General features: G+C 39.8%; 19 protein-coding genes, 3 tRNA genes and 3 rRNA genes. 6 read left to right on the top strand and 19 right to left on the bottom strand.

What is annotated here, in order from left to right; all coding sequences use genetic code 11:
* Positions 1 to 8 precede the first annotated feature (8 nt).
* From modC to ACORJQ_RS03225, 4 genes are all read right to left on the bottom strand, one after another.
* Positions 9 to 1,130, bottom strand: a complete 1,122-nt coding sequence (gene modC / locus ACORJQ_RS03240) for a molybdenum ABC transporter ATP-binding protein (protein ID WP_321325963.1) — start codon at positions 1,128 to 1,130, stop codon at positions 9 to 11.
* A 4-nt stretch (positions 1,131 to 1,134) separates the two neighbouring features.
* Positions 1,135 to 1,830 (bottom strand): molybdate ABC transporter permease subunit, encoded by a 696-nt coding sequence (gene modB, locus ACORJQ_RS03235; protein ID WP_321325962.1) that lies wholly within the window; start codon positions 1,828 to 1,830, stop codon positions 1,135 to 1,137.
* A gap of 116 nt (positions 1,831 to 1,946) precedes the next feature.
* Entirely contained in the window at positions 1,947 to 2,735 is a 789-nt protein-coding gene (modA, locus tag ACORJQ_RS03230) for a molybdate ABC transporter substrate-binding protein (RefSeq protein ID WP_321325961.1), read from the bottom strand.
* Positions 2,736 to 2,931: 196 nt separating this feature from the next.
* Entirely contained in the window at positions 2,932 to 3,741 is an 810-nt protein-coding gene (locus tag ACORJQ_RS03225) for a molybdenum-dependent transcriptional regulator ModE (RefSeq protein ID WP_321325959.1), read from the bottom strand.
* A 232-nt stretch (positions 3,742 to 3,973) separates the two neighbouring features.
* Here ACORJQ_RS03225 and ACORJQ_RS03220 point away from each other — a divergent pair, with 232 nt between their 5' ends.
* Together ACORJQ_RS03220 and ACORJQ_RS03215 are read left to right on the top strand one after the other, a co-directional pair.
* A complete protein-coding gene (locus ACORJQ_RS03220; protein ID WP_321325956.1) occupies positions 3,974 to 4,915 on the top strand; it encodes an HPP family protein in 942 nt (313 codons plus the stop codon).
* 34 nt (positions 4,916 to 4,949) lie between these two features.
* Positions 4,950 to 5,414 carry a hypothetical protein gene (locus ACORJQ_RS03215; protein ID WP_321325954.1) on the top strand — a complete coding sequence of 155 codons (465 nt, stop codon included), beginning with the start codon at positions 4,950 to 4,952 and terminating at the stop codon, positions 5,412 to 5,414.
* A 77-nt stretch (positions 5,415 to 5,491) separates the two neighbouring features.
* On the opposite strand, the gene coaD is transcribed toward ACORJQ_RS03215, so the two are convergent.
* The 4 genes from coaD to ACORJQ_RS03195 all read right to left on the bottom strand — a co-directional run bounded on the left by coaD (position 5,492) and on the right by ACORJQ_RS03195 (position 9,638).
* Entirely contained in the window at positions 5,492 to 5,974 is a 483-nt protein-coding gene (coaD, locus tag ACORJQ_RS03210; RefSeq protein ID WP_321325953.1) for a pantetheine-phosphate adenylyltransferase, read from the bottom strand.
* A 389-nt stretch (positions 5,975 to 6,363) separates the two neighbouring features.
* Positions 6,364 to 6,975 (bottom strand): 16S rRNA (guanine(966)-N(2))-methyltransferase RsmD, encoded by a 612-nt coding sequence (gene rsmD / locus ACORJQ_RS03205; protein ID WP_321325951.1) that lies wholly within the window; start codon positions 6,973 to 6,975, stop codon positions 6,364 to 6,366.
* Between the two features lie 3 nt (positions 6,976 to 6,978).
* Positions 6,979 to 8,685, bottom strand: coding sequence for a GGDEF domain-containing protein (locus tag ACORJQ_RS03200; RefSeq protein ID WP_321325949.1), 1,707 nt, complete (start codon positions 8,683 to 8,685; stop codon positions 6,979 to 6,981).
* A gap of 125 nt (positions 8,686 to 8,810) precedes the next feature.
* Positions 8,811 to 9,638 (bottom strand): CvfB family protein, encoded by an 828-nt coding sequence (locus ACORJQ_RS03195; protein WP_321325947.1) that lies wholly within the window; start codon positions 9,636 to 9,638, stop codon positions 8,811 to 8,813.
* 409 nt (positions 9,639 to 10,047) lie between these two features.
* Between ACORJQ_RS03195 and ACORJQ_RS03190 the strand changes: the two genes are divergently transcribed.
* Complete coding sequence (locus tag ACORJQ_RS03190) at positions 10,048 to 10,569, top strand: hypothetical protein (RefSeq protein ID WP_321325945.1); 522 nt, start codon at positions 10,048 to 10,050, stop codon at positions 10,567 to 10,569.
* A gap of 71 nt (positions 10,570 to 10,640) precedes the next feature.
* Here the strand turns inward: ACORJQ_RS03190 and ACORJQ_RS03185 are convergent, their stop codons facing one another.
* Together ACORJQ_RS03185 and ACORJQ_RS03180 are read right to left on the bottom strand one after the other, a co-directional pair.
* Positions 10,641 to 11,960 carry a M16 family metallopeptidase gene (locus ACORJQ_RS03185; RefSeq protein WP_321325944.1) on the bottom strand — a complete coding sequence of 440 codons (1,320 nt, stop codon included), beginning with the start codon at positions 11,958 to 11,960 and terminating at the stop codon, positions 10,641 to 10,643.
* Positions 11,960 to 13,348, bottom strand: coding sequence for a M16 family metallopeptidase (locus ACORJQ_RS03180; RefSeq protein WP_321325943.1), 1,389 nt, complete (start codon positions 13,346 to 13,348; stop codon positions 11,960 to 11,962). The genes ACORJQ_RS03185 and ACORJQ_RS03180 overlap by 1 nt, the downstream gene beginning before the upstream one ends.
* Before the next feature lie 806 nt (positions 13,349 to 14,154).
* Here ACORJQ_RS03180 and ftsY point away from each other — a divergent pair.
* The 3 genes from ftsY to ACORJQ_RS03165 are packed head-to-tail and all read left to right on the top strand — an operon-like array spanning position 14,155 to position 16,623.
* Positions 14,155 to 15,153, top strand: a complete 999-nt coding sequence (ftsY, locus tag ACORJQ_RS03175) for a signal recognition particle-docking protein FtsY (protein WP_321326835.1) — start codon at positions 14,155 to 14,157, stop codon at positions 15,151 to 15,153.
* 22 nt (positions 15,154 to 15,175) lie between these two features.
* Positions 15,176 to 16,036: a DUF2914 domain-containing protein gene (locus ACORJQ_RS03170; protein WP_321325941.1), complete on the top strand. Its 861-nt coding sequence runs from the start codon at positions 15,176 to 15,178 to the stop codon at positions 16,034 to 16,036.
* On the top strand, positions 16,036 to 16,623 hold the full coding sequence (locus ACORJQ_RS03165) for a transglycosylase SLT domain-containing protein (protein WP_321325940.1): 588 nt from the start codon (positions 16,036 to 16,038) through the stop codon (positions 16,621 to 16,623). The genes ACORJQ_RS03170 and ACORJQ_RS03165 overlap by 1 nt, the downstream gene beginning before the upstream one ends.
* A gap of 262 nt (positions 16,624 to 16,885) precedes the next feature.
* Here ACORJQ_RS03165 and fabB read toward each other — a convergent pair whose 3' ends face one another.
* From fabB to ACORJQ_RS03120, 9 genes are all read right to left on the bottom strand, one after another.
* Entirely contained in the window at positions 16,886 to 18,106 is a 1,221-nt protein-coding gene (gene fabB, locus ACORJQ_RS03160) for a beta-ketoacyl-ACP synthase I (protein ID WP_321325939.1), read from the bottom strand.
* 2 nt (positions 18,107 to 18,108) lie between these two features.
* The gene (gene fabA, locus ACORJQ_RS03155; protein ID WP_321325937.1) at positions 18,109 to 18,624 is read right to left on the bottom strand and encodes a 3-hydroxyacyl-[acyl-carrier-protein] dehydratase FabA; all 516 of its coding nucleotides are present in this window, start codon (positions 18,622 to 18,624) and stop codon (positions 18,109 to 18,111) included.
* Between the two features lie 121 nt (positions 18,625 to 18,745).
* Positions 18,746 to 18,821, bottom strand: a tRNA-Thr gene (locus ACORJQ_RS03150).
* Positions 18,822 to 18,880: 59 nt separating this feature from the next.
* The gene (locus tag ACORJQ_RS03145; protein ID WP_321325935.1) at positions 18,881 to 19,645 is read right to left on the bottom strand and encodes a type III pantothenate kinase; all 765 of its coding nucleotides are present in this window, start codon (positions 19,643 to 19,645) and stop codon (positions 18,881 to 18,883) included.
* Positions 19,646 to 19,883: 238 nt separating this feature from the next.
* A 5S ribosomal RNA gene (gene rrf, locus ACORJQ_RS03140) occupies positions 19,884 to 19,998 on the bottom strand.
* Between the two features lie 158 nt (positions 19,999 to 20,156).
* A 23S ribosomal RNA gene (locus ACORJQ_RS03135) occupies positions 20,157 to 23,023 on the bottom strand.
* Between the two features lie 468 nt (positions 23,024 to 23,491).
* A tRNA-Ala gene (locus tag ACORJQ_RS03130) sits at positions 23,492 to 23,567 on the bottom strand.
* 6 nt (positions 23,568 to 23,573) lie between these two features.
* A tRNA-Ile gene (locus ACORJQ_RS03125) sits at positions 23,574 to 23,650 on the bottom strand.
* A gap of 79 nt (positions 23,651 to 23,729) precedes the next feature.
* Positions 23,730 to 25,275: ribosomal RNA gene (locus tag ACORJQ_RS03120) — 16S ribosomal RNA — on the bottom strand.
* The 16S, 23S and 5S rRNA genes sit together here with 2 tRNA genes alongside, the layout of an rRNA operon.
* Positions 25,276 to 25,336 lie beyond the last annotated feature (61 nt).

The following is a 25,336-nucleotide window of genomic DNA, read 5'->3' as shown; positions in this document are numbered from 1 at the left end:
GAATGACATCACTCTGTCATTGCCACCGTTTTAATCAAAGCGAAAACGACCAGGCCTGGTAAAAGTTGTAAACGATTAGCTGAGCTCTTTGTGATTTCGGCAAACAGGTGTTGACCATCAGCCAACAATAAACGCACAAGAACCTTATGTTTGCCTTGCGGAATCAACTCACTCACCTCAGCTTTAAGATGATTAATAATGCTTAAATTCTGTGGATCAGCTAAACCGATACTGACATCTCTAGCTAAGATTCGCACTCTGACTTGAGGTTTTTGAACCAATAAGTGTTCAGCCACCCATAATGATTGCTCACAACTTTTGTCAATATCTTGGTTAATTTGAATACACTGCAAACCATCTTCAACTTGCTGAGGAGTTCCCATTAAGACAGACACCGCGCCTTGCTCATCAAACAATGGTGAATCGGGACGAGCCAAGGCTTGTTGTAATGTTTCCATGTGTTCAATCTGCCCTGCCTTCATAAACACCACTCGATCAGCTAAACGTTCAACTTCGGCAGGAGCATGAGTGATATACAACACAGGTAAATTGTACTGTTCTATCACCTCTTCAATTAATGCAAGTAACTCAGCTTTGGCCCGCCAATCTAGTGCCGAAAGAGGTTCGTCCATACAGAGTAACTTAGGACGCATTAACAAGGTGCGAGCGATAGCTACACGTTGACGCTCTCCACCCGAAAGATAAGTGACTTTACGATCTAATAACTTGCTAATACCCACACGCTGCACAATATCGTCAAAATCAGCAGGCCTGGTTGTTTTGGGTAAACGTTTAATGCCGTACTCTAAGTTTTGGCGAACCGTTAAATGCGGGAACAGAGCAGCATCTTGAAATACAAAACCAATATTACGGTTTTGGGCAGGCATGGATTTGCTCTCTTGTTGCCAAATTTGTTCTTCTACCGTTAACTGCCCACGAGTTCGTTTATCTAAACCTGCAATGGCTCGTAATAAGGTGCTTTTACCACTGCCTGATCGTCCAAACAGTACCGTCACACCTTGTAGTGGAATTTCAAAATTACCGCTATCAAGGGCAAACCCGCCTAAATCTAATTGTAAATTGCCTTTTATCATTGGCGGTTTTATTGGTTGTTTTATTGACTCCGTCATCGCCCTAACCTACCTTTACGCCAAAGCGACGATTCACGCCATATACCAAAATTAATACTGCCAACGAAAACACCAGCATCATGCCTGATAATATATGGGCCTGGTCATACTCCATGCTTTCAACATGGTCAAAGATATCAATTGAAACCATTCTTGTTTGCCCAGGAATATTGCCTCCCATCATTAATACCACACCAAATTCACCTACGGTATGCGCAAAAGTTAAGGTCGCGGCAACTAAAAAACCACGTTGTGAAAGCGGCACCACAATGGTAAAAAAGCGATCTAAAAATGAGGCTCGCATAGTCGCTGCCGCATCTAATAAACGAGGAGGAATCGATTCAAAGGCATGCATAAGTGGTTGAACGGCAAATGGCAAAGAGTAAAAAACTGAACCAATAACCAAACCCGCCTTACTAAAGGTTAATTGGCCTTCAAATCCAAAGAACTGTAAAAACTGTGTAACCATGCCGTTTGGATTAAAAATAATTAGCATATAAAAACCTAATACGGTTGGCGGTAAAACCAACGGCAAAGCCACTAATGCCTCTAGCATAACTTTATTAGATGAACGCATCTGTGCCATCCACCAGGCTAAGGGAGTCCCTAAAACCAGCAAAACAATAGTCGTCATGGCGGCCACTTCTAAAGTTAGCCATATTGGATTCAAATTAATCTGTGTGCCAAAAATTTCCAGCATGGAAACCTTCCTTTGATTCAAAAACAAAAACAGGTAGAAACACCTGCTTTATAGATTTCAACAATTATGCACAATTCTCTAAATCAGCACATCGTTAAGTTTTCTTAGTTCCGATGTTAATTAACACCGTAACCGTAATTTTCAATAATTTTAATCGCTTCTGGAGTTTTCATAAAGGCCATAAAGTCTTTTATTGCGGCATTTTCTTTACCACGTTTCAATACCACAGCACCTTGATTAATGGGTTTGTAATCCGCTTGCGGCACGACCCAATATTCACCTTTTTTGTAAATTGGACTTTGTGGGTCAACAATTTGTGACATCGCCACAAAACCGATCTCCGCATTACCCGTTGCTACATACTGAAACGCATGGGCAATACTTTCACCGTTAACGATTTTTGCTTTAACGCCGTCATATAACCCTTGGCTCTGTAAAAATGCTTGGGCACGTTCTCCATAAGGAGCTGTCTTTGGATTCGCAATCGCCAAATGGTTAAATTTAGCTTGTTTTAGGACTTCTATTGGCTTTTTAGCCACTGGAAATTTGGAGCTATAAAGAGCGATTTTACCTTGAGCATAAACAAAATAGCTGTTTGCCAGTCCTGTGCCTACCTCAATGGTTTTTTTAGCACGTCTTTCATCAGCGGCAAAAAAGGCATCAAACGGAGCACCATTTTTAATTTGGGCAAATAACTTACCTGTTGGACCAAAAGAGAATTTTATATGATGCTCAGGGTGGTGTTTTACAAACGCTTCATTTACCGACTCGATGGTTTTAGTAAAATTAGCCGCTACAGCGACTGTGGCGTTTTGTGCATATACCTGAGAGCTAAAGGCTAAACCTAAAGCTAACCCAAAAATTAAGCTTAAACCTTGCCCTAAACGTTTATGTGTTTTTTTCATTTTTGTCTCCATCCTCAGTTTTAATTGGTTTGTAAAAAAACAAACCCGAATTAAAGTTTGATACATTTTGATACATATAACCTTTTATACATATAACCTTTTATACATATCGATTTTTAAAAAAATAGGCAACTTAGCAAAGACTAAATCACCTCGGTACTATATTTTGAATTCTTTTGTGATTGTTAACGCTTGGTTAGTCAGAAACTGCCAATAATACATGGCTAGATTTAATCAATGCACAACAACGCTCACCCACTTCTAATTCTAGATTCTCAACACTCTGATTGGTAATTACCGCAGAAAGCTTTTGCCCGCCACCAACATCCACAGTGACATCACTGTTAACCGCACCTTTTTCAATATGAGTAATTTCTCCACAAAATTGGTTACGAGCACTGGTTTTAAAAGCACCATTAATATCTTCAGTTAAGATAACCCAGCTGGCCTTAATTAAAGCATAAGCGTCAGAACCTACTTCTAACCCCAAACGTTCCAGACTCTCTGGAGTAATATGTGCCACCACTTGCATGTCATGACCAATCGCCAAAATTACTTCGCAATTCACAGGGCCTGTTGTAATTTTAGTAACCGAACCATGAAACAGGTTTCTTGCACTGGTTTTCATTGAGACCTTCCGCATAATTTCTAACTGACTTAACACACCAGGTGAGATACTTTCTAACTCTCTCATCCAATGTTGCATTTGTTCTGAAAACAACTGGTATGCCGCCAACAGAGACTCTCCCTCTGTAGTTAACACCATTCCACCGCCACCAGCACCGCCTTTTTGAGCTGTAACCAAAGGGGTTTCTGCGGCTAAGTTCATTGCCTCAATAGCCTGCCAAGCTCCTTTGTAACTCATGCCACAAGCTTTAGCGGCGGCAGATAATGAGCCCAAAGAAGCAATTTTATTTAATAACTCTAAACGACGTTGCCCTGAACGAGACTGCTTAGAGCCCATTAAAAAAGATTGCACAAGTTGTTCTGGATGAGAGTCGTTCAAAACGTTATTACCATATATACATATTGATTCAAATTATAACTTGGAACAAAATCATGTCAACCCTATTCATAAACATTATTTTGTAACCACAACACGCAAACTTAATATGGTTTTAACACTGAGTTTCTTGAATTAAGAGTATTAAAATTTTCTGAATTTACCAGGCCTGGTATTTACACTAAAGACGATAGATGTAACCATACTCAAATCTTTGTAATAATTGAAAAACTTCATGCAATCAATCTTCCGTTCAATTACACAATTTATTGGTCACACCAACAACACCGCCAGTCACAGTGAAAAAATCATTTCTGCAATCGGTGGTTTTATCGCTGTTTTTGCCGTAATCACAATTAGCGAACGTTTTTTAGGCTTAAACGCAAGCTGGGGGATTATTGCTTCAATGGGGGCTTCGGCCGTATTACTTTTTGCAGTACCTAATGGACCACTGTCACAACCCTGGCCAGTTTTTGGAGGCCATATTTTTGCCGCTTTTATCGGTGTAAGTTGTGCCATATTGATTCGTGATCCACTATTAGCGGCCAGTATTGCAGTAGGTTTAACTATTGGGGTCATGTATTATTTAAACTGCATTCACCCCCCTGGTGGAGCAACCGCATTAACAGCAGTAATTGGTGGAGAAAGCATTCATCAAATGGGGTATCAATTTATAGTAACTCCAGTTTTGCTCAATGTAATTACTATATTATTGATTGCCATCTTGTTTAACACGTTATTTCACTGGCGTCGCTATCCTGCTTTCTTACGAGCGAGTAACCAACCTCCATTAAACAACTCAAATGACTCAGCAACCATTTCACACGAAGATTTTTTGAACGCTTTAAAAGAGATAGACTCTTTTGTGGATGTAAATGAAGATGAATTACGACGAATTTTTGAACTTGTTAATCAAAATGCAGCCAAAAATAGGCTCACCAATTATGACATTCAGCTTGGTAAGGTTTATAGTAATGGTCAAGTAGGTAGCGATTGGAGTATGCGACAAATTATCGATGAATCGCCTGATAAAAACCCTGCTCAAGATTATGTTATTTTTAGACAAATTGCAGGTAAAGCCAAAAAACGCAGTGACTGTGTTACACGTAATGAATTTGCTCAATGGGCAAAATATGAAATGATTAATCAAGATGGTAAATGGATACGTAAAGATTAACACAAGCCTTTAGTGTCAGAAAATACAGAAGATAATGATGATAAAACCTCAAAATATAGCCATATTACTTTCTCTTATTCTTACAGGCCTGGTATTACAAGGCTGTTCAAAATCTGAAGATAGCAATATCACACAATGGCAAACCCCAAAAAATTGCGATTTACATACTAACAGCTGTACCGCTGTAATGGGCGAAGCTAAAGTGACACTAAAAATAAGTCCGCACCCTATTCCAATTGCTAGACCTCTGGGAATAGAGGTGGATACAAAAAACCTAGATGCTCAAAGAATGGAGTTAGATATTTCTGGAATTAATATGTATATGGGATATAACCGGGTTGATTTAACACAAATGGATTCTAATCGCTTTGTAGGTACATCAATGTTGGCATTTTGTACAAATCAAAAAATGGAATGGCAAATCACCTTAATGATTCATCAAAAAGACGGTACACAAATTCAAATACCTTATACATTAGAAACCATAAATCGACGATAGATGGTAAAGCTTAGAACATTAAAACAAAAAGGCTACCAGGCCTGTAAAATTCGATTTAAACGTATTTAAAATAATGCTTATAGGCCTTGTTTGTCTTTAAGAGCTTTACCCACAACTGGGTGTACAAATTCAGACACATCGCCCCCTAAAGCCGAAATTTCTCTTACCAAACTAGACGAGATAAAGGCATATTGTTCAGCTGGTGTCATAAACATTGTCTCGACTTCTGGAGCTAATTTACGGTTCATTGAAGCCAATTGGAACTCATACTCAAAGTCAGATACCGCTCGTAAACCACGTAATAAAACATTACCATCAATCTCTTTTACAAAATCAACTAGTAAACCGCTAAAACCAACCACTTCAACATTGGGTAAATTTGCAGTGACCTCTTTTGCCAAAGCCACTCGCTCTTCTAATGTAAACAGCGAATTTTTATTACGATTATCTGCCACAGCAATCACTAAGCGGTCATAAAATCGTGCTGCTCGCTCAATTAAATCAAAATGCCCACAAGTAATCGGGTCAAAAGTACCTGGGTACACCGCGGTAATAGACATATGTTTCCTTTTGCATTGCTTATCAGCTTAATAACTTATCTAGCAATGGATGTTTATTAAAAAATATGCAAGCCATTCTACGTTAAGAACAATCATAAAAAAACCAGCACATGGCTGGTTTTCTATTCAAGTGATATTTCTATTAGAAATTATTCGACAATTTCACGTTCGTTAGTCGCTTAAATTGTGCAATCGTTTGTGTGCATAACCTCATGTAAGAGTTTTTTATCAGATGGCAAAAAAGCAAGGCATAGTGCCTTTAGTCTTATATCAGCCAAGGGTTAATGGGCAATGCAATCTTTAAAAACGGTTGTGTTCATTGGTAAACACAGCCGTTTTTTATTGTCTAACACTTTCATTTCATGATTGTTTTTATTCCTTACGGTTTCTCAATCTATATATTTAAATAAACCAAATCTAACTTGAGACGTAGTTTTTTCACGATGACAAACCCAACCTTGCGGCAAACTCGGCCAATCAAGCTGTTTTTCTTGTTCTAAATATAACCAACTCTGATCATTTAAATAACCATTAGCAAACAGTAAATCAATCGCTTTTTGCATAAACTCTTTATGAAATGGAGGGTCTAAAAACACTAAATCATAAGCCTGTTCACAAGGTTTGTTTAACCAAAGCAAACTGTCTGTTTGTTCAACCTTGGCATTTGAGATATTTAACATGTTTAAATTTTGGCGTAATTGCTGGGCATTTTTTGTGTTCAACTCCAATAAGCTAGCCTGTTTTGCTCCACGTGAAATGGCTTCAAAGGATAAAGCACCAGAACCTGCGAACAAATCTAAACAACTCGCTCCCGCCACCTCAAACTGTAGCCAGTTAAATAATGTCTCTTTAACTCTATCTGAGGTTGGACGTAATCCTTCAGCATCTAAAACAGGAAGTTTTCGGCCTCTAAATTTGCCGCCAATAATTCTTACTACTCCACTTGAGTTATTTCTCTTTTTTATTGCGTTACTTTTTGTCTTGTTTGTTTTATTTGCCATTTCTTAAACCACGCTTACTCGATTTCGACCACTCTCTTTAGCGTTATACATTGCTCTATCAACCCTAATTAATAAGGATGACTGATCATCATCTATTGTCATCTGAGTTACCCCAAGACTTACGGTTATTTGTCCAACCGTATCAATGTGTGTGCTTTCTATTTGTTGGCGAATCTTTTCTGCAACAATAGCGGCTTCGTCATGGTTTTGCATGGACAGTAAGACCATAAATTCTTCACCACCGACTCTAAAAAGAGCATCCGTCTTACGTAAAACTAAATGAACAGTTTGGACAACACTTTTAAGTACTTCATCACCCACCGCATGCCCATAGCTATCATTGACTGCTTTAAAGTAATCAATATCAAATGAAATTAAAGAGAGGCTTTGTCCTTTTAGTTTTGATAATTCAATCTCTCTCGATAAAGCTTCATTAAAACTTCTACGATTACCTACCTGAGTAAGTTCATCAGTTAAGCTCTGAACATGAAGTTGAGTATTTAGGTTTTCAATTGTAGTAATATCCGTGAGCACAGCCACATAGAGCGATGACGGTGAATCGAGTTTCCTGGCCTTAACTTGAAAAATTTTTCTAGAGCCGTTTTGTAAAACCAATACCTTATTTTGCTTAAACGGTTGTTGAGTCAAATACTCAATCCATAAAACGCCATCCATGTACTTTTGCAAAAAGCCGTCTTCTTTCTCAAAGAAATCACAAATACACTTGTAATCATTCTCTTTCAAACCTGGAAAATAGTGAAATAACTGGGAATTTGCATCAACCCACTGCTCTCCATTGGTAACCAATACGGCCTCTTCTTCATAGTTAAGAATATCGTGATAATACTGTCTTTGAGCTCTCACATAAAATAATGCTAGCCCCATTAATAAGGTAATTGAGATAACGATATCGGCAGTAATAAAGAAGTTCTTTTTATTTACCAATGAGACAAATAAATCAGTTTGACTGGTAAGATCTGCAATAGAAGACATTCCATAAACATACGCGTGAATTGTGTTATCAGCCCCTTTTAAGGGATGTTTTACGACCAGTTTATCTTGCCATAACCAATAGTTTTTTTGTCTATCTTGCCAATTACGAACAATCTTTTCATTAAGACTGCTCATTAAACTAGGGTTAGGATTAAGATTTGCAATATAAAAAGGGCCTATTCGATGTGAACTAAAAGGCACTGTAATCAATTTTGAGCGTTCCTCGGTAGCAATAACAATTGAATCAATATGTTTTGTCTCCAAACTGTGCTGTATGGAGTTGAAATGCGAAATGAGGTCTAAAAAACCAACTATTTGATCGTTCTGAATGATAGGTGTTACCGTTTTTAGAACGACACCAAACATTCCTGATGCAACGCCCTTTACCAGATCACCACTCTGCAAAGCTAAATTGAATTCAGGGTGAACATTAGACAATTTATTGTGGAATGGACTCCAGCTTCGATATACAGCACTCCCCTCTTTATTTACAATTTGAACCCCAAGATTTTTGTAATCAGAATGCTTTTTAATTTGTGCAATTAAAGAATTAAACTCGATATTATGTTCTAGCTTTTCAGGTGAAATTTCTAACCTAGTAACATCATGACTTAGGGCAAAGGCAAGGGCTGTTGTTGCTCGCTGTTTATCAATAATGCTTTGTTCTATTTCATTATTAATTTTTGAAGCTAAGGTCTTTAACTGGTTTTGACTCATCAACGATGCATATTGAGAGACCGTATAAAAAGTAAAAAGCTGCAACAACAATAAAAAACCTATTACAAGCAAACCAGTTTTATACTTGATAATAAAATTAAGCATCATAAAACCTTGGTGGCAAATTAAACAATCGAGATTTGATCGGGAGTAATTAAAATCTTTCTCGCTTTGTACAACTTACTCAATGCTTTTTTATAGGCTGCTTTACTCACTCTGTATTGTTTAAAAATGGCTTCTGGAGAGCTTTTATCCGTTAACTCTGATACACCACCATTCACTTCTAATACAGCAAGAATCATCTGCCCTAATTCATCTTGAGCTTCTTGCCCACGCTTTTGAAGAGTAAGATTAATTTTATGGTCAGGACGAATGCCTTTAATATAACCCTGCATTTTTTGCCCCATTCTCAATGGCTGTAAAATATCCGAATTATGAATAAGCCCTAAATGCGTACCATCAATTAATGCGGTATATCCCATATTACTTCTACTCACCACCATGAGTTTGACAGGCTGGCCGCTTTTAAAATTATCATTGGTTTCTTTAAGATGTAAACTCAATTTACTGGATGCAGCAATACGATCACTTAAATCCATATATAGATAAACACAGTAAAATTTGCCTTTTTCCATTGGCACTCGTTGCTCAGCATAAGGTACCAATAAATCCTTAGGCATTCCCCAATCCATAAAAGCACCGGTTCTATTTACATCGGTCACTTTTAAATAGGCTACCTCACCCACCTCAGCCAGAGGTTTATCCGTGGTTGCTACTAAACGATCTTGTGAATCCAAATGAATAAAAACTTCTAGCGTTTGCCCGACTTTGGCATTGGCAGGTACATAGCGTTTAGGCAATAAAATCTCACCCAAATCACCACCGTCTAAATACAGCCCAAATTCGACTTCTTTAACAATTTTTAATTGGTTTATTTGTCCAACCTGAGCCATTCTTAACCCTTTAACTAATTTGAGCACCAAAATTTTAGTGCCATAAAATACGCTTAAAAAAATTTAACGAGACCTTTGCACGAGTTATGGACAAAAGAAAAATGAGTGAAAATTTTTACTGGTTAAGGCCTGAAACGCAGTTAATAGCTAACTATTAACAAGTTTTAGAACGAAAAGCAGTGAAATTTTAGCCATTTTTATTTGTTTATGATCTCATGCTAAGATCTCTTTACGTTTATCTACTATTTATCTGTTAATTATAACCAGGCCTGGTAATTTACATGAAGGTAAATAGAGTTTATGCATTAAAAACAGAAGCATTAGTACATAAAACAGATAACACTACGCTTGTATGCTTATGATTTTTAAAGTATAAAGACTGACTATATTTATACTTTAAAGTCTTTCTATGTTTAGTGGCATACCTAATATTATTGATTTGGAGGCATCTAGCTTAAGTAGCGATTCTTACCCGATTGAGGTTGGTGTTGTATTACATACCGGAGAACGTTATTGTGCGTTAATTATGCCTGATGAGTCTTGGCAAGATTGGGATTTAGAGGCCGAAAAAGTTCACCAGATAACTAAAGATGTTTTACAAAAATATGGCAAGCCCGTTGATAAGGTCGTGGATGAACTGAATGCTCTTTTAGGTAATCAAACGGTGTATTCTGATGGTTGGGTAGTGGATGATTCTTGGGTAAAAAAACTTTTTTACACCGCCCATAAATCACCTACCTTCACCGTAAGTACTTTAGAACTTATTTTGACGGAAGATCAGATGGAAATTTGGCATGAAACCAAAAACAAGCTGTTAAAAGGTCATGAAAAAGAACGACATAGAGCCAGTTTTGATGCCTCTCTTATTCAAAAAACTTTCATTAAAACACGTAAACAAACTAATTTAAAACAAGGACTATTAACACGATAGCCTTAAAAACTGCCATTAATACCTTTGAATAAACTTAAAAATTCATTTCCTGTTTCTAATTTATCACCTATTTATTGCGGTTTACCCACCATAATTTCCACCATCTTTTTAGGATGAATGTGTTTTTTCCAGGCCTGTAAGATATCTTGTTTGGTTACTTTAGCAATCTGTTTTGGAAACTCATCTAAATAATCTAACGGTAAACCGTAAAAACCAATCATAGAAATGTAGCCCAAAATTTTGCCGTTGTTATCCGCTCTTAACGGAAAACCACCAATTAAGTTATCTTTAATGGCTTGCAGTTTTTTATCTGAAAAGTCTTTTAGAAAGCCATCTAAAGTTTCTCTTACTACCTTATCAGCCTGGTTAGCGGTGGCGTTTTTGGTAGAAAGCCCAATAATAAAAGGGCCCGTGACTTTTTGCGGTGCAAAGTAGCTATACACGCTATAAACTAATCCACGCTTTTCACGTACTTCGTCCATTAACAACGAACCAAAACCAGCACCACCCAATAAATGATTACCCACAAATAAAGGCACATAATCAGGATTTCCACGCTCTATACCTAATTGTGCAAGAGAGTAGTAGGTTTGAGTTGAATCAAAATTAATTTTAATAATTTGCTGTTTAGGTTCTTTTGTTGGATTTACCAGGCCTGGTGGTTTAGAACCTATTGGTAAATTTTTAGTCAGCTGATTAGCAATCGCTTTGGCTTGAGCTTTATCCACATTACCAACAATTGCTATAACCGCATTTGAAGCCACATAGTATTTTTTATAAAACGTCTTAATTTCATCTAGGGTTATTTTATCCACAGATGTTAGCGTGCCAGAAACTGGATGTGCATAGGGATGATTACCATATAACGCCTTCCATAAAGCTTCATTAGACATGACCTGTGGCTTAACCGTATTTTGTTTTAAACCAATTTTTAGGCGTTGCATCTCACGTTCAAAAATAGCTTGTTTGAACTGAGAATCACTGACTAATTTTGCAAAATTATCCAGTGCCGTTTTCATGATTTTTGGTCGCGTAAGTGTACGCAAAGAAACAGAAGCGTTATCACGACTCACATTAGAACCAATTTGTGCCCCAATGTTGTTAAAGGTTTCAGAAACCTGCTCTTCATTTAATTTAGACGTACTTGTACCCAGTAAATTAGATGTCATTGAGGCAAGCCCCCAAACATCGCCGTCTCTTGCAGAGCCCGCATCAAAAGTCATCTCAATATCAAGCATAGGGAGCTGTTTGGCCTGCACATACATGACTTTAGCCCCATTATCGGTGTGCCAGCTCTCAATATGTACCCCAGCAAATGCCGATACACTTACCAACAAAAAGCCAATAAACAACCAGGCCTGGTAAATTGGTCTTGTTATAAATACTTTCATTAGTGTATATCTCCTAAATGCATGCCCGCACCCGCTTTTCTTTGTATGGTTTTACCGTTTGGCAATAAAGTAGCCACCGTCACTTTATCTTTTTGTAGGTATTTTTTTGCTACAGCTTGTAATTGTTTTGGGGTAACTTTACGCAATTCATCTACCCATTTATCTAAGGTATCTGCTGGCAAACCAACACTGACCAAAGAACCAAGCACTATCGCTTGCGACTGAATAGAGTCTTGGTGATAAATATATTGAGCTTCCGTTTGCGCCAGTACACGGTCTAACTCTTCTTGTGAAACAGGTTCCGTTTGTAGTTTTTCAATTTCTTTCCAAATTGCTTTTTCTGTCTGTTCTGGCGTAACTCCTTCAGACGGTGTTGCACTAAACATAAATAATGTTTTCAAACGGTCTGTTGCGTCATACCCAGCACCCACACTAGCAACCACTTGCTGTTTTCTCACCAAGTCTTTGGTTAAACGAGCAGAGTCATCACCATCTAAAATTGAACTCAATACCTCTAAAGCAAACACCTCTTTACGTTGTTCTGCATTTTTAGCGGTAACTAATGTTGGAGCATGAAAGCCCATTAATATACTTGGAGCTTTAGTTGCCCCTTTTAGCACAATTCGTCTTGGCCCCTCTTGCTCTATCTCTGTTTGCGGCGGCGGTTGAACCATTTTTTCTGGTTTGATTTTTCCGTAATATTTTTGGGCTAATTTATATACCTCTTGCGGATTAACATCGCCTACCACAACTAATGTTGCATTGTTTGGTGCATACCAACGCTTGTACCAATTACGAGCATCCGTCGCTGTCCAGCTTCTAATGTCTGGCATCCAACCAATAACGGGATGATGAGCAGGACTGTTCATAAACGCGGTGGCCATAAACTGCTCATATAATTTACCTGTTGGCTTATCTTCAGTACGCCAACGACGCTCTTCGGTGACCACATCTCGCTCTTTCAAAAATTCTTTATCGGTAAGCACAATATTTCGCATACGATCGGCTTCTAAGCTCATTACTTCACCTAAATGCTGTTTACCCACCACTTGGTAATAGGCGGTATAGTCAGTAGAGGTAAAGGCATTTTCTTGACCACCCATTTTTGAAACTATTTTAGAGAACTCACCTGGCTTAAGTTTTTTGGTACCTTTAAACATCATGTGCTCAAGCATATGAGAAATACCCGTTTTACCGCTGTGCTCATAATTAGAACCCACACGATACCAAACTTGATGCACCACAACAGGTGCACGATGGTCTTCTTTAACCAACACTTTCATTTGGTTGTCTAAGGTAAATTCTGTTACTTTTGCCATACTCGGTAAACTTACCGCAGCAAGTAATATTGCCGAGGCAACGCTTATAGCAAACCTTCTTGTAGCCATTATGAAGTTTCCTTGTTTATCTTGAGTTATTTGTCTTATATTTTTTATATTGGGTATCTAACTTAAAAAATCTTTTTTATCTTTTAATGATTGTGTGGCATTGTCATGAAATAAAGTCATAGTTTGATACATTTAAGCTAATTTACCAGGCCTGGTAAATTTATATTTATATTTATCTTTTAAAATATTTAACGTTGTCATTGCTAACTTAAAATGGCTTAGCCCTTCTGAGAATCTAGGCCTGTTGAGCCAAACACTTAATGATTTCATTTATAATAACGAGAGTTTTTAATTTAAGTATGAATAAAACTTGGATTTTTAGGGTAAACACCCCATAAAACCGATATAAACCACCAACATAATTTACACTACAACATTCAATCCAGTTTCAGGGAAAACGCATGTTTAGCTTTTTGCGACGTAAGAAAAAAAATGAAGAAACTTCAGAAAATATTGCTGAAGAAACCAGTCAAAACCTTGAAGACAATTTGCTGTCTGAAGAAAAACAACCACAGACACAGAATGAATCGGACTCTTTGCCAAACCAGCCGGTTCAAGAGGTTGAAAGTGAACCTGTAATTGATGATAAAGAAACAGCTGATCAAATTATTCAGCAAACTTCAGTAACCGAATTAACTAAAACGGCAAACAAGCCAGCTGATACTGATATTGCATTGGATCACTTAATCAATGATGCATTAAAACAAACCAAAGAAACTGTCGAAGCACCGATTGAAGAACTGAAAGATCTTACAGAGATTAAAGAAGCTGATGCCGATACCAACTCAGCAGTTGATAGCTCGACAATGTCTAATGGCGATATTGCTATTGAGAAAACCGAGCAAGTTGAACAACCGCAAAAAGTAAGCTTCTTCACCCGTTTAAAAAATGGACTCAGCAAAACTCGCCAGAGCTTCACTGATAGTTTGGCAAGCCTAGTATTAGGTCGCAAAGAAATTGATGAAGATCTATTAGATGATCTTGAGATGATTTTGTTAACCGCCGATGTAGGAATCGACGCAACCGATAGAATCATCAAAAACCTCACTGAACAAGTCTCTCGTAAAGAACTAAAAGACCCTGAAGCATTAATTAATGCCCTTAAAGTTCAGCTTCAAGAGATAATTGATCCAATGTCGCAACCATTAGATATTGATAGCCATTTAGCTAAAAATGCTGGGCCGTTTGTGATTTTAATGGTGGGTATTAATGGTGTAGGTAAAACCACAACCATTGGTAAACTTGCTAAAAAGTATCAGCTAGAAGGTAAATCTGTGATGTTAGCCGCTGGTGATACGTTTCGTGCCGCAGCGGTTGAACAGTTACAAACGTGGGGGGAACGCAACAATGTTCCAGTGATGGCACAAAAAACAGGTGCAGATTCTGCCGCAGTTATTTTTGATGCCATACAATCTGCCAAAGCCAAAAAAATTGATATCTTAATTGCCGATACGGCTGGCCGTTTACATACTCAATCTAACTTAATGGAAGAGCTAAAAAAAGTAAAACGCGTTATTGCTAAAGTAGATGAAACCGCACCGCATGAAGTGATGTTAGTGATTGATGCTGGAACAGGACAAAACGCACTTAACCAAGCTCAACAATTTCAAGAAGCGGTAAACGTTTCTGGAATTACCTTAACCAAGTTAGATGGAACAGCAAAAGGCGGTATTGTCTTTGCACTGGCAGAGCAACGTCAAATTCCAATACGTTTTATTGGTGTCGGTGAATCAATTGATGATTTACGTAGCTTTGATAGCAAAAGTTTTACCGAAGCTTTATTTGATCAATCCCAAAACAGTTAATTATTAGGCTTTATTTCTCCCTATGCAAATGCCTGAAACCGACAATATCGATTATCAATATGCCTTTAAAAAAGGCTATAGAATGGCGATTGAAGGCAAAAGAGTTACTAGCATGCCTAGCAATATCCGCAGAGACATGGTCATGCGTGATTACTTTCAGCAAGGTTGGGAGCAAGCAATTGAAGATGTTAGTCTCGCCAATGAACAGGCCAATAAACCTGAATGGCGTAAACGTTTTGTTTGGTTTATGTTTATGGTAATTGGCGGCATAGCAACTGCCAGTTTAATGATACATAACATAGAACAAGAACAAGCCAATCAACAAGCCTTAATTGATAATAATCGGCCTCCTGAAGTAGCACCCAAACAGACTACGCAACCAGCTTCTAACTTACCTAGCAGTCAATCCTCTAGGGTTCCAGAAACCAGCCAAATTCAAATCTCTGAACCTAGTCTCTCACTGCTATCTGACAATCAAAGAAATGATCTAGCTTTAAACCAGCAAACACAACCGGATAAAGTTAATCTACCACTTGAGCCACTGACGACTAGCAATATCATTGTATCTAATGCTCAAATCAGCCAAAATGTAGAAAACAAAACTCCAGTTAATGTATTGGATGATGAAATTCCAAAATATATACGTAAAATCTATTTTTATACAGAAATATCAAATGCTAAAGGTCAAACCATTTATCACCGCTGGAGAACCGATAAAGAAATCCTTTCTACTGTTAAATTAGATATTGAGAGCAATCACTTTAGAACCTGGTCATCAAAAAAACTCAGTAGTGCCTGGCAAGGCCCCTGGTATTTAGAAGTTTTAGATAGTGACAAAAACGTGATTTACCGTAAACCTTTTTACTATGGGACAAAAAAATAATGAGCCTTAAATATTACACTCTTATTGGACTTGCCTTCATTAGCTTATTAATGAGTGGTTGCAGCAGTACTCCTCCACCAAAAAGCACATACAATAACTTATGTTCTATCTATAACCATGATGATGATTGGAAAGAAGCTGCTCAAAAATCCTATAAAAAATGGGGCACGCCTCCCTATGTTTTAATGGCAATGATTCACCAAGAATCACGCTTTAAACCAGACGCACAACCTGCTAGAGAATATGCACTTGGATTAATCCCATTACCAAGAAGGTCATCAGCTTATGGTTATTCTCAAGCTAAAGACGGCACATGGCATGATTACATGAAAGCCACCGGTAACTGGGGTGCCTCACGATCAGATATAGATGATTCATTTGACTTTATCGGCTGGTATAACTATCAGTCATATAAACGTTTAAAGATTTCACGCAAAGATACTTACAAACTTTATTTAGCTTACCACGAAGGACAAGGAGGCTATTCAAGACGTACCTACTTAAAAAAGAAATGGCTTCTTGCCGTAGCTAAAAAAGTATCAAATCGTGCTCGCATGTACAAAAAGCAGTTTAGGAAATGCAGATAATATATTCTTAGTAAGAAGAATATATTTGCCGTAAGTTGCTAAAAACACCAGCTCGCTTCTCTTTACAGGAAAAAAGCTAGCTATTAATATTCAAATTAACGACTACTTGAACAATAATTTAATAAATAGAGTTTATAAAACTTACACATAAAAAAACCGAGAAGAACTTTGTTCAACTCGGTTTTTTTAAATTTACCAGGCCTGGTAAATGTATCTAATCTAATAAGACTAAAGCTTTTTATATATACTTCAGCCTTATTCTTTAAGCTTTATAGCGTTCTAACACCACAGAAGCATTTGTACCACCAAAACCAAAACTATTACTCATAATACGGTTTAAACCTGCATTATCAATTCGCTTAGTAACAATCGGCATTCCTTCGCATTCAGAGTCTAGGTTTTCAATATTAATAGAAGGACAAATGAAGTCATTCTCCAACATTAACAAACTATAAATAAATTCATGAACACCTGCCGCACCTAAAGAGTGACCAGACATTGATTTAGTTGAACTTATTTTAGGGATCTTAGAACCAAATACTTCACGAATGGCAGCAGCCTCTTTGGTATCACCCACAGGAGTTGACGTTCCGTGTGGGTTGATATAATCAACATCACCATCAACGGTTTCTAATGCCATCTGCATACAACGTACTGCACCTTCACCAGAAGGAGCAACCATATCGTAACCATCAGAGTTAGCACCGTAACCAGTAATTTCAGCGTAAATCTTTGCACCACGTGCTAAAGCATGCTCTAGTTCTTCAACTACAACCATACCACCACCACCGGCAATAACAAAACCGTCACGGTCAGCATCGTAAGCACGTGAAGCTTTTTCAGGAGTATCGTTATACTTAGTCGATAAAGCACCCATTGCATCAAACAATACAGACATTGTCCAATGAAGCTCTTCTCCACCACCAGCAAAAACAACATCTTGTTTACCAAGTTGAATTTGCTCTACAGCCGTACCAATACAATGAGCTGATGTTGAACAAGCTGAACTTATTGAATAGTTAATCCCTTTAATTTTAAAAGGCGTCGCTAAACAGGCTGAAACAGTCGAACCCATAGTACGAGTAACCATATAAGGTCCAACGCGTTTTACACCCTTTTCACGTGCAATTTCTACTGCTTGAGTTGAGTTAGAGTTTGATCCCCCACCAGAACCTGCAATTAAACCTGTTCTAGGATTAGAAATTTGATCTTCACTTAAACCAGAGTCAGCAACTGCTTGTTGCATAGCAATATAAGAATAAGCTGCAGCATCTCCCATAAAGCGAAGTTGCTTACGGTCAATATGTTCTTTAAAGTCCAGGTTTTTGACGGCGCCATGTACTTGTGAACGTAATCCGTTTTCAGCGTATTCAGGGGCAAACACAATACCTGATTTGCCTTCATACAAAGACTTTAAAACTTCGTCTGAATTATTTCCTAAACTTGAAACAATCCCAATACCTGTAATAACAACTCTTTTCATAATTAAAAACTATCCGTATTAGTAAATAGACCAACCTTAAGGTCAGATGCACTATAAATTTCACGTCCATCGACAAACATCTTAGCATCACCTAACCCCATATAAAGTTTACGTTTTATGACACGTTTCATATCAATAACATATTCTACTTTTTTGGCTGTAGGTAATACCTGACCATAAAACTTTACTTCACCAGAACCCAAAGCTCGGCCTCTACCAGGCCCGCCTGTCCATCCTAAAAAGAATCCGATAAGTTGCCACATGGCATCCAAACCTAAACAACCTGGCATTACAGGATCTTCATTAAAATGACACTCAAAAAACCAAAGGTCTTTTGTAATATCTAGTTCTGCACGAATTTGACCTTTACCATAAGCACCACCCTCTTCCGAGATGTGGGTAATACGATCCATCATTAACATAGGTGGAAGAGGCAATTGTGCATTGCCAGGGCCAAAGAGTTCTCCACGACCACTAGATAAAAGTTCTTCTTTTGTATAACTAGACTGTTGTTCCATTCAGATTACCAATTTCAGTATCAAATATCCTGCATTATAACAGGTCGTTAAAGCACAGTACAATTCGAGTTTATATAACAAAAAAGCCCGTAATTTACTAAAAATTACGGGCTTTAAAATATGGTGCCGACATCAAGACTTGAACTTGAAACCTACTGATTACAAATCAGTTGCACTACCAATTGTGCTATGTCGGCGAAGTTGGTGCGTATTATAAAGCGTTATTAAAATGAGTCAATAACTTTTTATTAATTTTTTATTCTTTTTTTATACTTTCTTCAATGTTGACCATTCCTTGCAAAACTAGGTCTGGAACGTAATCAAATTCATAGTCAATTAAACTACAAATTTTGCGTGCATCACCACCTGTAATAATCAATTTGAACTGGGTTTTTAGTTGGTTATTTAAATCGAATACAACCTGATTAATAAATGACACTGTCATATATAAAGTACCGCCTAAAATCCCTTCAGCAGTATTTGTAGCAAGTAGATTGTCTTTACGCTCACTATCAACCGTCTCAACATCATTAAACAAAGATAGGTTTTGTGTATTTTTAGCTAAAGAAACCCGCATTGTATATAAACCCGGTACGATAAATCCACCTAAGTGTTGACCATCCTGAATAGCATCAATTGTCAACGCGGTACCAGCATCAACCACTATTACAGGATCTGAATAAATACCCAAAGCTCCTTGCATCGCAAACCAGCGATCATCACCCAATTGATTAAAATCAGTGTAACCAGAAGTCAATCCGCAGCATTGCTTCTGTGCCGTAAGCTGAATAGGAAAGACTTGCCAATGCTCCTGAATAGCCAACTTCAATTCATCAACCCGATGTGCATCACCAACACTAGAAAAATAGACTACATCAGGACTCTTAACGACATCAAAGCATGACAGACCTTCGGTTTCAATTTGTTCGAAAGAGACTGCCTCATGAACTTCATAAGTATTATCAAGAACGGTTGCCCATTTAACAAAGCTATTACCAACGTCTAAAAAAAGTTTAAGCATACAAATTTAACAAACCAAATGGTCTCAAAATCGAGACGCACATAAAAAAAACATCAACCAATAAAGTTGAAAAGAAGGCATTATGATACACGATAGTATAAATTTGTAATCAGTATATTTAACGTAAATAATAAGAATTTAGTACCTAATAAACATACATAAAACAAAAAATAACAGGAAAAATTTCAAGCAAAAAAAAACCCGTCATATCTAAGATATAACGGGTTTTAGGATATAAGCTTGGCAATGACCTACTCTCACATGGGACCTCCCACACTACCATCGGCGCTAAGACGTTTCACTTCTGAGTTCGGAAAGGGATCAGGTGGTTCCATCTTGCTATTGTCACCAAGCAATTTGGTGTTACGGGCTGATGACATCAACCTCGTAAAATTCTTTGGAATAGATCTAAACTATCAGTATTCGGTATATATAGTTGATTATACTCAAGGTATATCACAACATCGCTTGTCGTTGATTTTCATCATCTCACAAGTCACTTTTGAGTTGTATAGTTAAGCCTCACGGGTAATTAGTACAAGTTAGCTTCATACATTACTGCACTTCCACACCTTGCCTATCAACGTCATAGTCTCTAACGGCCCTTCAGAAGACTTAAAGTCTAGGGAAATCTAATCTTGGGACAGGTTTCCCGCTTAGATGCTTTCAGCGGTTATCCTTTCCGAACGTAGCTACCGGGCAATGCTATTGGCATAACAACCCGAACACCAGCGGTTCGTCCACTCCGGTCCTCTCGTACTAGGAGCAGCCTCCCTCAAATTTCCAACGCCCACGGCAGATAGGGACCGAACTGTCTCACGACGTTCTAAACCCAGCTCGCGTACCACTTTAAATGGCGAACAGCCATACCCTTGGGACCGACTTCAGCCCCAGGATGTGATGAGCCGACATCGAGGTGCCAAACACCGCCGTCGATATGAACTCTTGGGCGGTATCAGCCTGTTATCCCCGGAGTACCTTTTATCCGTTGAGCGATGGCCCTTCCACACAGAACCACCGGATCACTAGAACCTGCTTTCGCACCTGCTCGACGTGTCAGTCTCGCAGTCAAGCACCCTTTTACTCTTGCGCTCATTGCACGATGTCCGACCGTGCTGAGGGTACCTTCGCGCTCCTCCGTTACTCTTTAGGAGGAGACCGCCCCAGTCAAACTACCCACCATACACTGTCCCTGACCAGGATTCACTGGCCTAGGTTAGAACCTCAATAATATCAGGGTGGTATTTCAAGATTGGCTCCACCATGACTAGCGTCACGGCTTCAAAGCCTCCCACCTATCCTACACAGATAGTATCAAAGTCCAGTGCAAAGCTGTAGTAAAGGTTCACGGGGTCTTTCCGTCTAGCCGCGGGTACGCAGCATCTTAACTGCGATTTCAATTTCGCTGAGTCTCGGGTGGAGACAGTGTGGCCATCATTACGCCATTCGTGCAGGTCGGAACTTACCCGACAAGGAATTTCGCTACCTTAGGACCGTTATAGTTACGGCCGCCGTTTACCGGGGCTTCGATCAAGAGCTTCGCCTAAGCTAACCCCATCAATTAACCTTCCGGCACCGGGCAGGCGTCACACCGTATACGTCATCTTTCGATTTTGCACAGTGCTATGTTTTTAGTAAACAGTTGCAGCCACCATTTTATTGCAACCCTCTAGAGCTTACGGAGCAAGTCCTTCACCTAAGAGGGCGTACCTTCTCCCGAAGTTACGGTACCATTTTGCCTAGTTCCTTCACCCGAGTTCTCTCAAGCGCCTTAGAATTCTCATCCTGACCACCTGTGTTGGTTTGGGGTACGATTCTTTATTACCTGAAGCTTAGAAGCTTTTCTTGGAAGCATGGCATCAATCACTTCGTCCAAAAGAGGACTCGTCATCAGGTCTCAGCATAAAGTATCCCGGATTTACCTAAGATACATGCCTACATCCTTAAACTTGGACAACCATCGCCAAGCTGATCTAGCCTACTCCGTCCCTCCATCGCAGTAATAAAAAGTGCAGGAATATTAACCTGCTTCCCATCGACTACGCCTCTCGGCCTCGTCTTAGGGGTCGACTAACCCTACGTCGATTAACGTTGCGTAGGAAACCTTGGTCTTTCGGCGAGGGAGCTTTTCACTCCCTTTATCGCTACTCATGTCAGCATTCGCACTTCTGATACCTCCAGGACACTTTACAGTGCCCCTTCGCAGGCTTACAGAACGCTCCTCTACCATGCCATAAATGGCATCCGCATCTTCGGTATATTACTTAGCCCCGTTAAATCTTCGGCGCAGGCCGACTCGATCAGTGAGCTATTACGCTTTCTTTAAAGGGTGGCTGCTTCTAAGCCAACCTCCTGACTGTCTGAGCCTTCCCACATCCTTTCCCACTTAGTAATATTTAGGGACCTTAGATGGCGGTCTGGGTTGTTTCCCTCTTGACAACGGACGTTAGCACCCGCAGTCTGTCTCCCATGATTGCACTTGTTGGTATTCGGAGTTTGCAATGGGCTGCTAATCCTTGACGGACCGCTAGACCATAACAGTGCTCTACCCCCAACAGTGATACATGAGGCACTACCTAAATAGTTTTCGAGGAGAACCAGCTATCTCCGGGCTTGATTAGCCTTTCACTCCGATCCACAGCTCATCCCCGCATTTTTCAACATACGTGGGTTCGGTCCTCCAGTACCTGTTACGGCACCTTCAACCTGGCCATGGATAGATCGCCCGGTTTCGGGTCTACACCATGCAACTATACGCCCATTTAAGACTCGGTTTCCCTACGACTCCCCTATTCGGTTAATCTCGCTACATAATGTAAGTCGCTGACCCATTATACAAAAGGTACGCAGTCACAGAACAAGTCTGCTCCTACTGCTTGTACGTACACGGTTTCAGGTTCTATTTCACTCCCCTTCAGGGGTTCTTTTCGCCTTTCCCTCACGGTACTGGTTCACTATCGGTCAGAAGAGAGTATTTAGCCTTGGAGGGTGGTCCCCCCATGTTCAAACAGGATTTCTCGTGTCCCGTCCTACTCGATTTCACTGCTAAAAGATTTTCGTATACAGGACTATCACCTTGTATCGTTAGACTTTCCAGACTATTCTACTAATCTTATAACAGCTTAAGGGCTGGTCCCCGTTCGCTCGCCGCTACTTAGGGAATCTCGGTTGATTTCTTTTCCTCCGGGTACTTAGATGTTTCAGTTCCCCGGGTTAGCCTCCTGCAAGCAGGATATCCATAAATGGATGGGTTTTCCCATTCGGAAATCCACGGATCGAAGCATGTTTACTGGCTCCCCGTGGCTTATCGCAAGTTACTACGTCCTTCATCGCCTTCTTCTGCCTAGGCATCCACCGTGTACGCTTAGTCACTTAACTATACAACTCAAAAATAACCTTATGCCTTTTGTTAACTCCACTTAATTTGGTAGCTATACCATTTAATAACTAAGCTTCTGTTTATAAGGTCTGATGAGTGTACGCAACTAAAAGTTTTTCGCTGTCATGATATACGCTTGAGTATTCTCAATTATATATTTTACCTATACTTGATAACTCCTAAGAGTTATCCAGTTTTGCGTGGTAAGCACCTGGAAGGGATACTTACCACACTCACCTCTCAAATTGTCGGCTGAGAGGTGAGCTTCTCATTGATTGAGCTTTTAAACCAACTACATCTTAAATAAATAAGAAGCTTGTATCTAAAATCCTCAATCGAGAGATCTATTCCAAATTGTTAAAGAACTTTTCAGTTTTTTCAGTATTGTTTGTTTACTTAACGTAAAACAACCAATGCTACTGTTAATAAACTCTAGTTTTTACACTAAAACTCATTAAGAGTAGTATTGGTGGAGCTATGCGGGATCGAACCGCAGACCTCCTGCGTGCAAGGCAGGCGCTCTCCCAGCTGAGCTATAGCCCCATATAATGGTGGGTCTGGGTGGATTTGAACCACCGACCTCACCCTTATCAGGGGTGCGCTCTAACCAACTGAGCTACAGACCCGGGTCGTTCACTATACTTCATGTAATTCAGAGACAATTTATGTGAAAACTCACTTAAGCTCGCAACCTTTTTCTATCTTAAAGGAGGTGATCCAGCCCCAGCTTCCGCTAGGGCTACCTTGTTACGACTTCACCCCAGTCATGAACCACAAAGTGGTAAGCGCCCTCCCGAAGGTTAAGCTACCTACTTCTTTTGCAATCCACTCCCATGGTGTGACGGGCGGTGTGTACAAGGCCCGGGAACGTATTCACCGCGACATTCTGATTCGCGATTACTAGCGATTCCGACTTCATGGAGTCGAGTTGCAGACTCCAATCCGGACTACGAAGGGTTTTTTGAGATTCGCGCACTGTTGCCAGTTGGCTGCTCTTTGTACCCCCCATTGTAGCACGTGTGTAGCCCATCCCATAAGGGCCATGATGACTTGACGTCGTCCCCGCCTTCCTCCGGTTTATCACCGGCAGTCTCATTAGAGTTCTCAACTAAATGGTAGCAACTAATGATAAGGGTTGCGCTCGTTGCGGGACTTAACCCAACATCTCACGACACGAGCTGACGACAGCCATGCAGCACCTGTATCCAAGCTCCCGAAGGCACGAAACTATCTCTAGTAACTTCTTGGTATGTCAAGGGATGGTAAGGTTCTTCGCGTTGCATCGAATTAAACCACATGCTCCACCGCTTGTGCGGGCCCCCGTCAATTCCTTTGAGTTTTAATCTTGCGACCGTACTCCCCAGGCGGTCAACTTATCGCGTTAGCTTCGTTACTAATCTTTTTAATAAGACCAACAACTAGTTGACATCGTTTACGGCGTGGACTACCGGGGTATCTAATCCCGTTCGCTACCCACGCTTTCGCACCTCAGCGTCAGTTTTAAGCCAGGAAGTCGCCTTCGCCACTGATGTTCCTCCAGATATCTACGCATTTCACTGCTACACCTGGAATTCCACTTCCCTCTCTTAAACTCTAGACTACCAGTATCAGATGCAGTTCCCAGGTTGAGCCCAGGGCTTTCACAACTGACTTAATAATCCGCCTACGCGCGCTTTACGCCCAGTAATTCCGAATAACGCTTGCACCCTCTGTATTACCGCGGCTGCTGGCACAGAGTTAGCCGGTGCTTCTTCTAAAGTTAACGTCAAGAACAGCAGGTATTAACTACTGAACCTTCCTCACAATTGAAAGTGCTTTACAACCCTCGGGCCTTCTTCACACACGCGGTATGGCTGCATCAAGCTTTCGCTCATTGTGCAATATTCCCCACTGCTGCCTCCCGTAGGAGTCTGGGCCGTGTCTCAGTCCCAGTGTGGCTGATCATCCTCTCAAACCAGCTAGAGATCGTTGCCTTGGTGAGCCATTACCTCACCAACTAGCTAATCTCACGCGGGCTCATCCTATAGCGATACCTTCCAAGGAGAGGGCACCTTTACTCCGTAGAGCATATTCGGTATTAGCATGCGTTTCCACATGTTGTCCCCAACTATAGGGTAGATTCCCACGCGTTACTCACCCGTCCGCCACTCGACGCCTAAAAAAACAAGTTTTTTTATCGTTTCCGTCCGACTTGCATGTGTTAAGCCTACCGCCAGCGTTCATTCTGAGCCAGGATCAAACTCTTCAGTTTAATCTTGCTGATATTTTTCAATTCCTTCTCAGGAAATAAACACTCGGAATTGACAAAGTTG

Origin of the sequence: Thiomicrorhabdus sp., assembly GCF_963662555.1 — a bacterium.
Lineage (GTDB): Bacteria > Pseudomonadota > Gammaproteobacteria > Thiomicrospirales > Thiomicrospiraceae > Thiomicrorhabdus.
This window is presented reverse-complemented; position numbering and strand designations above follow the sequence as displayed.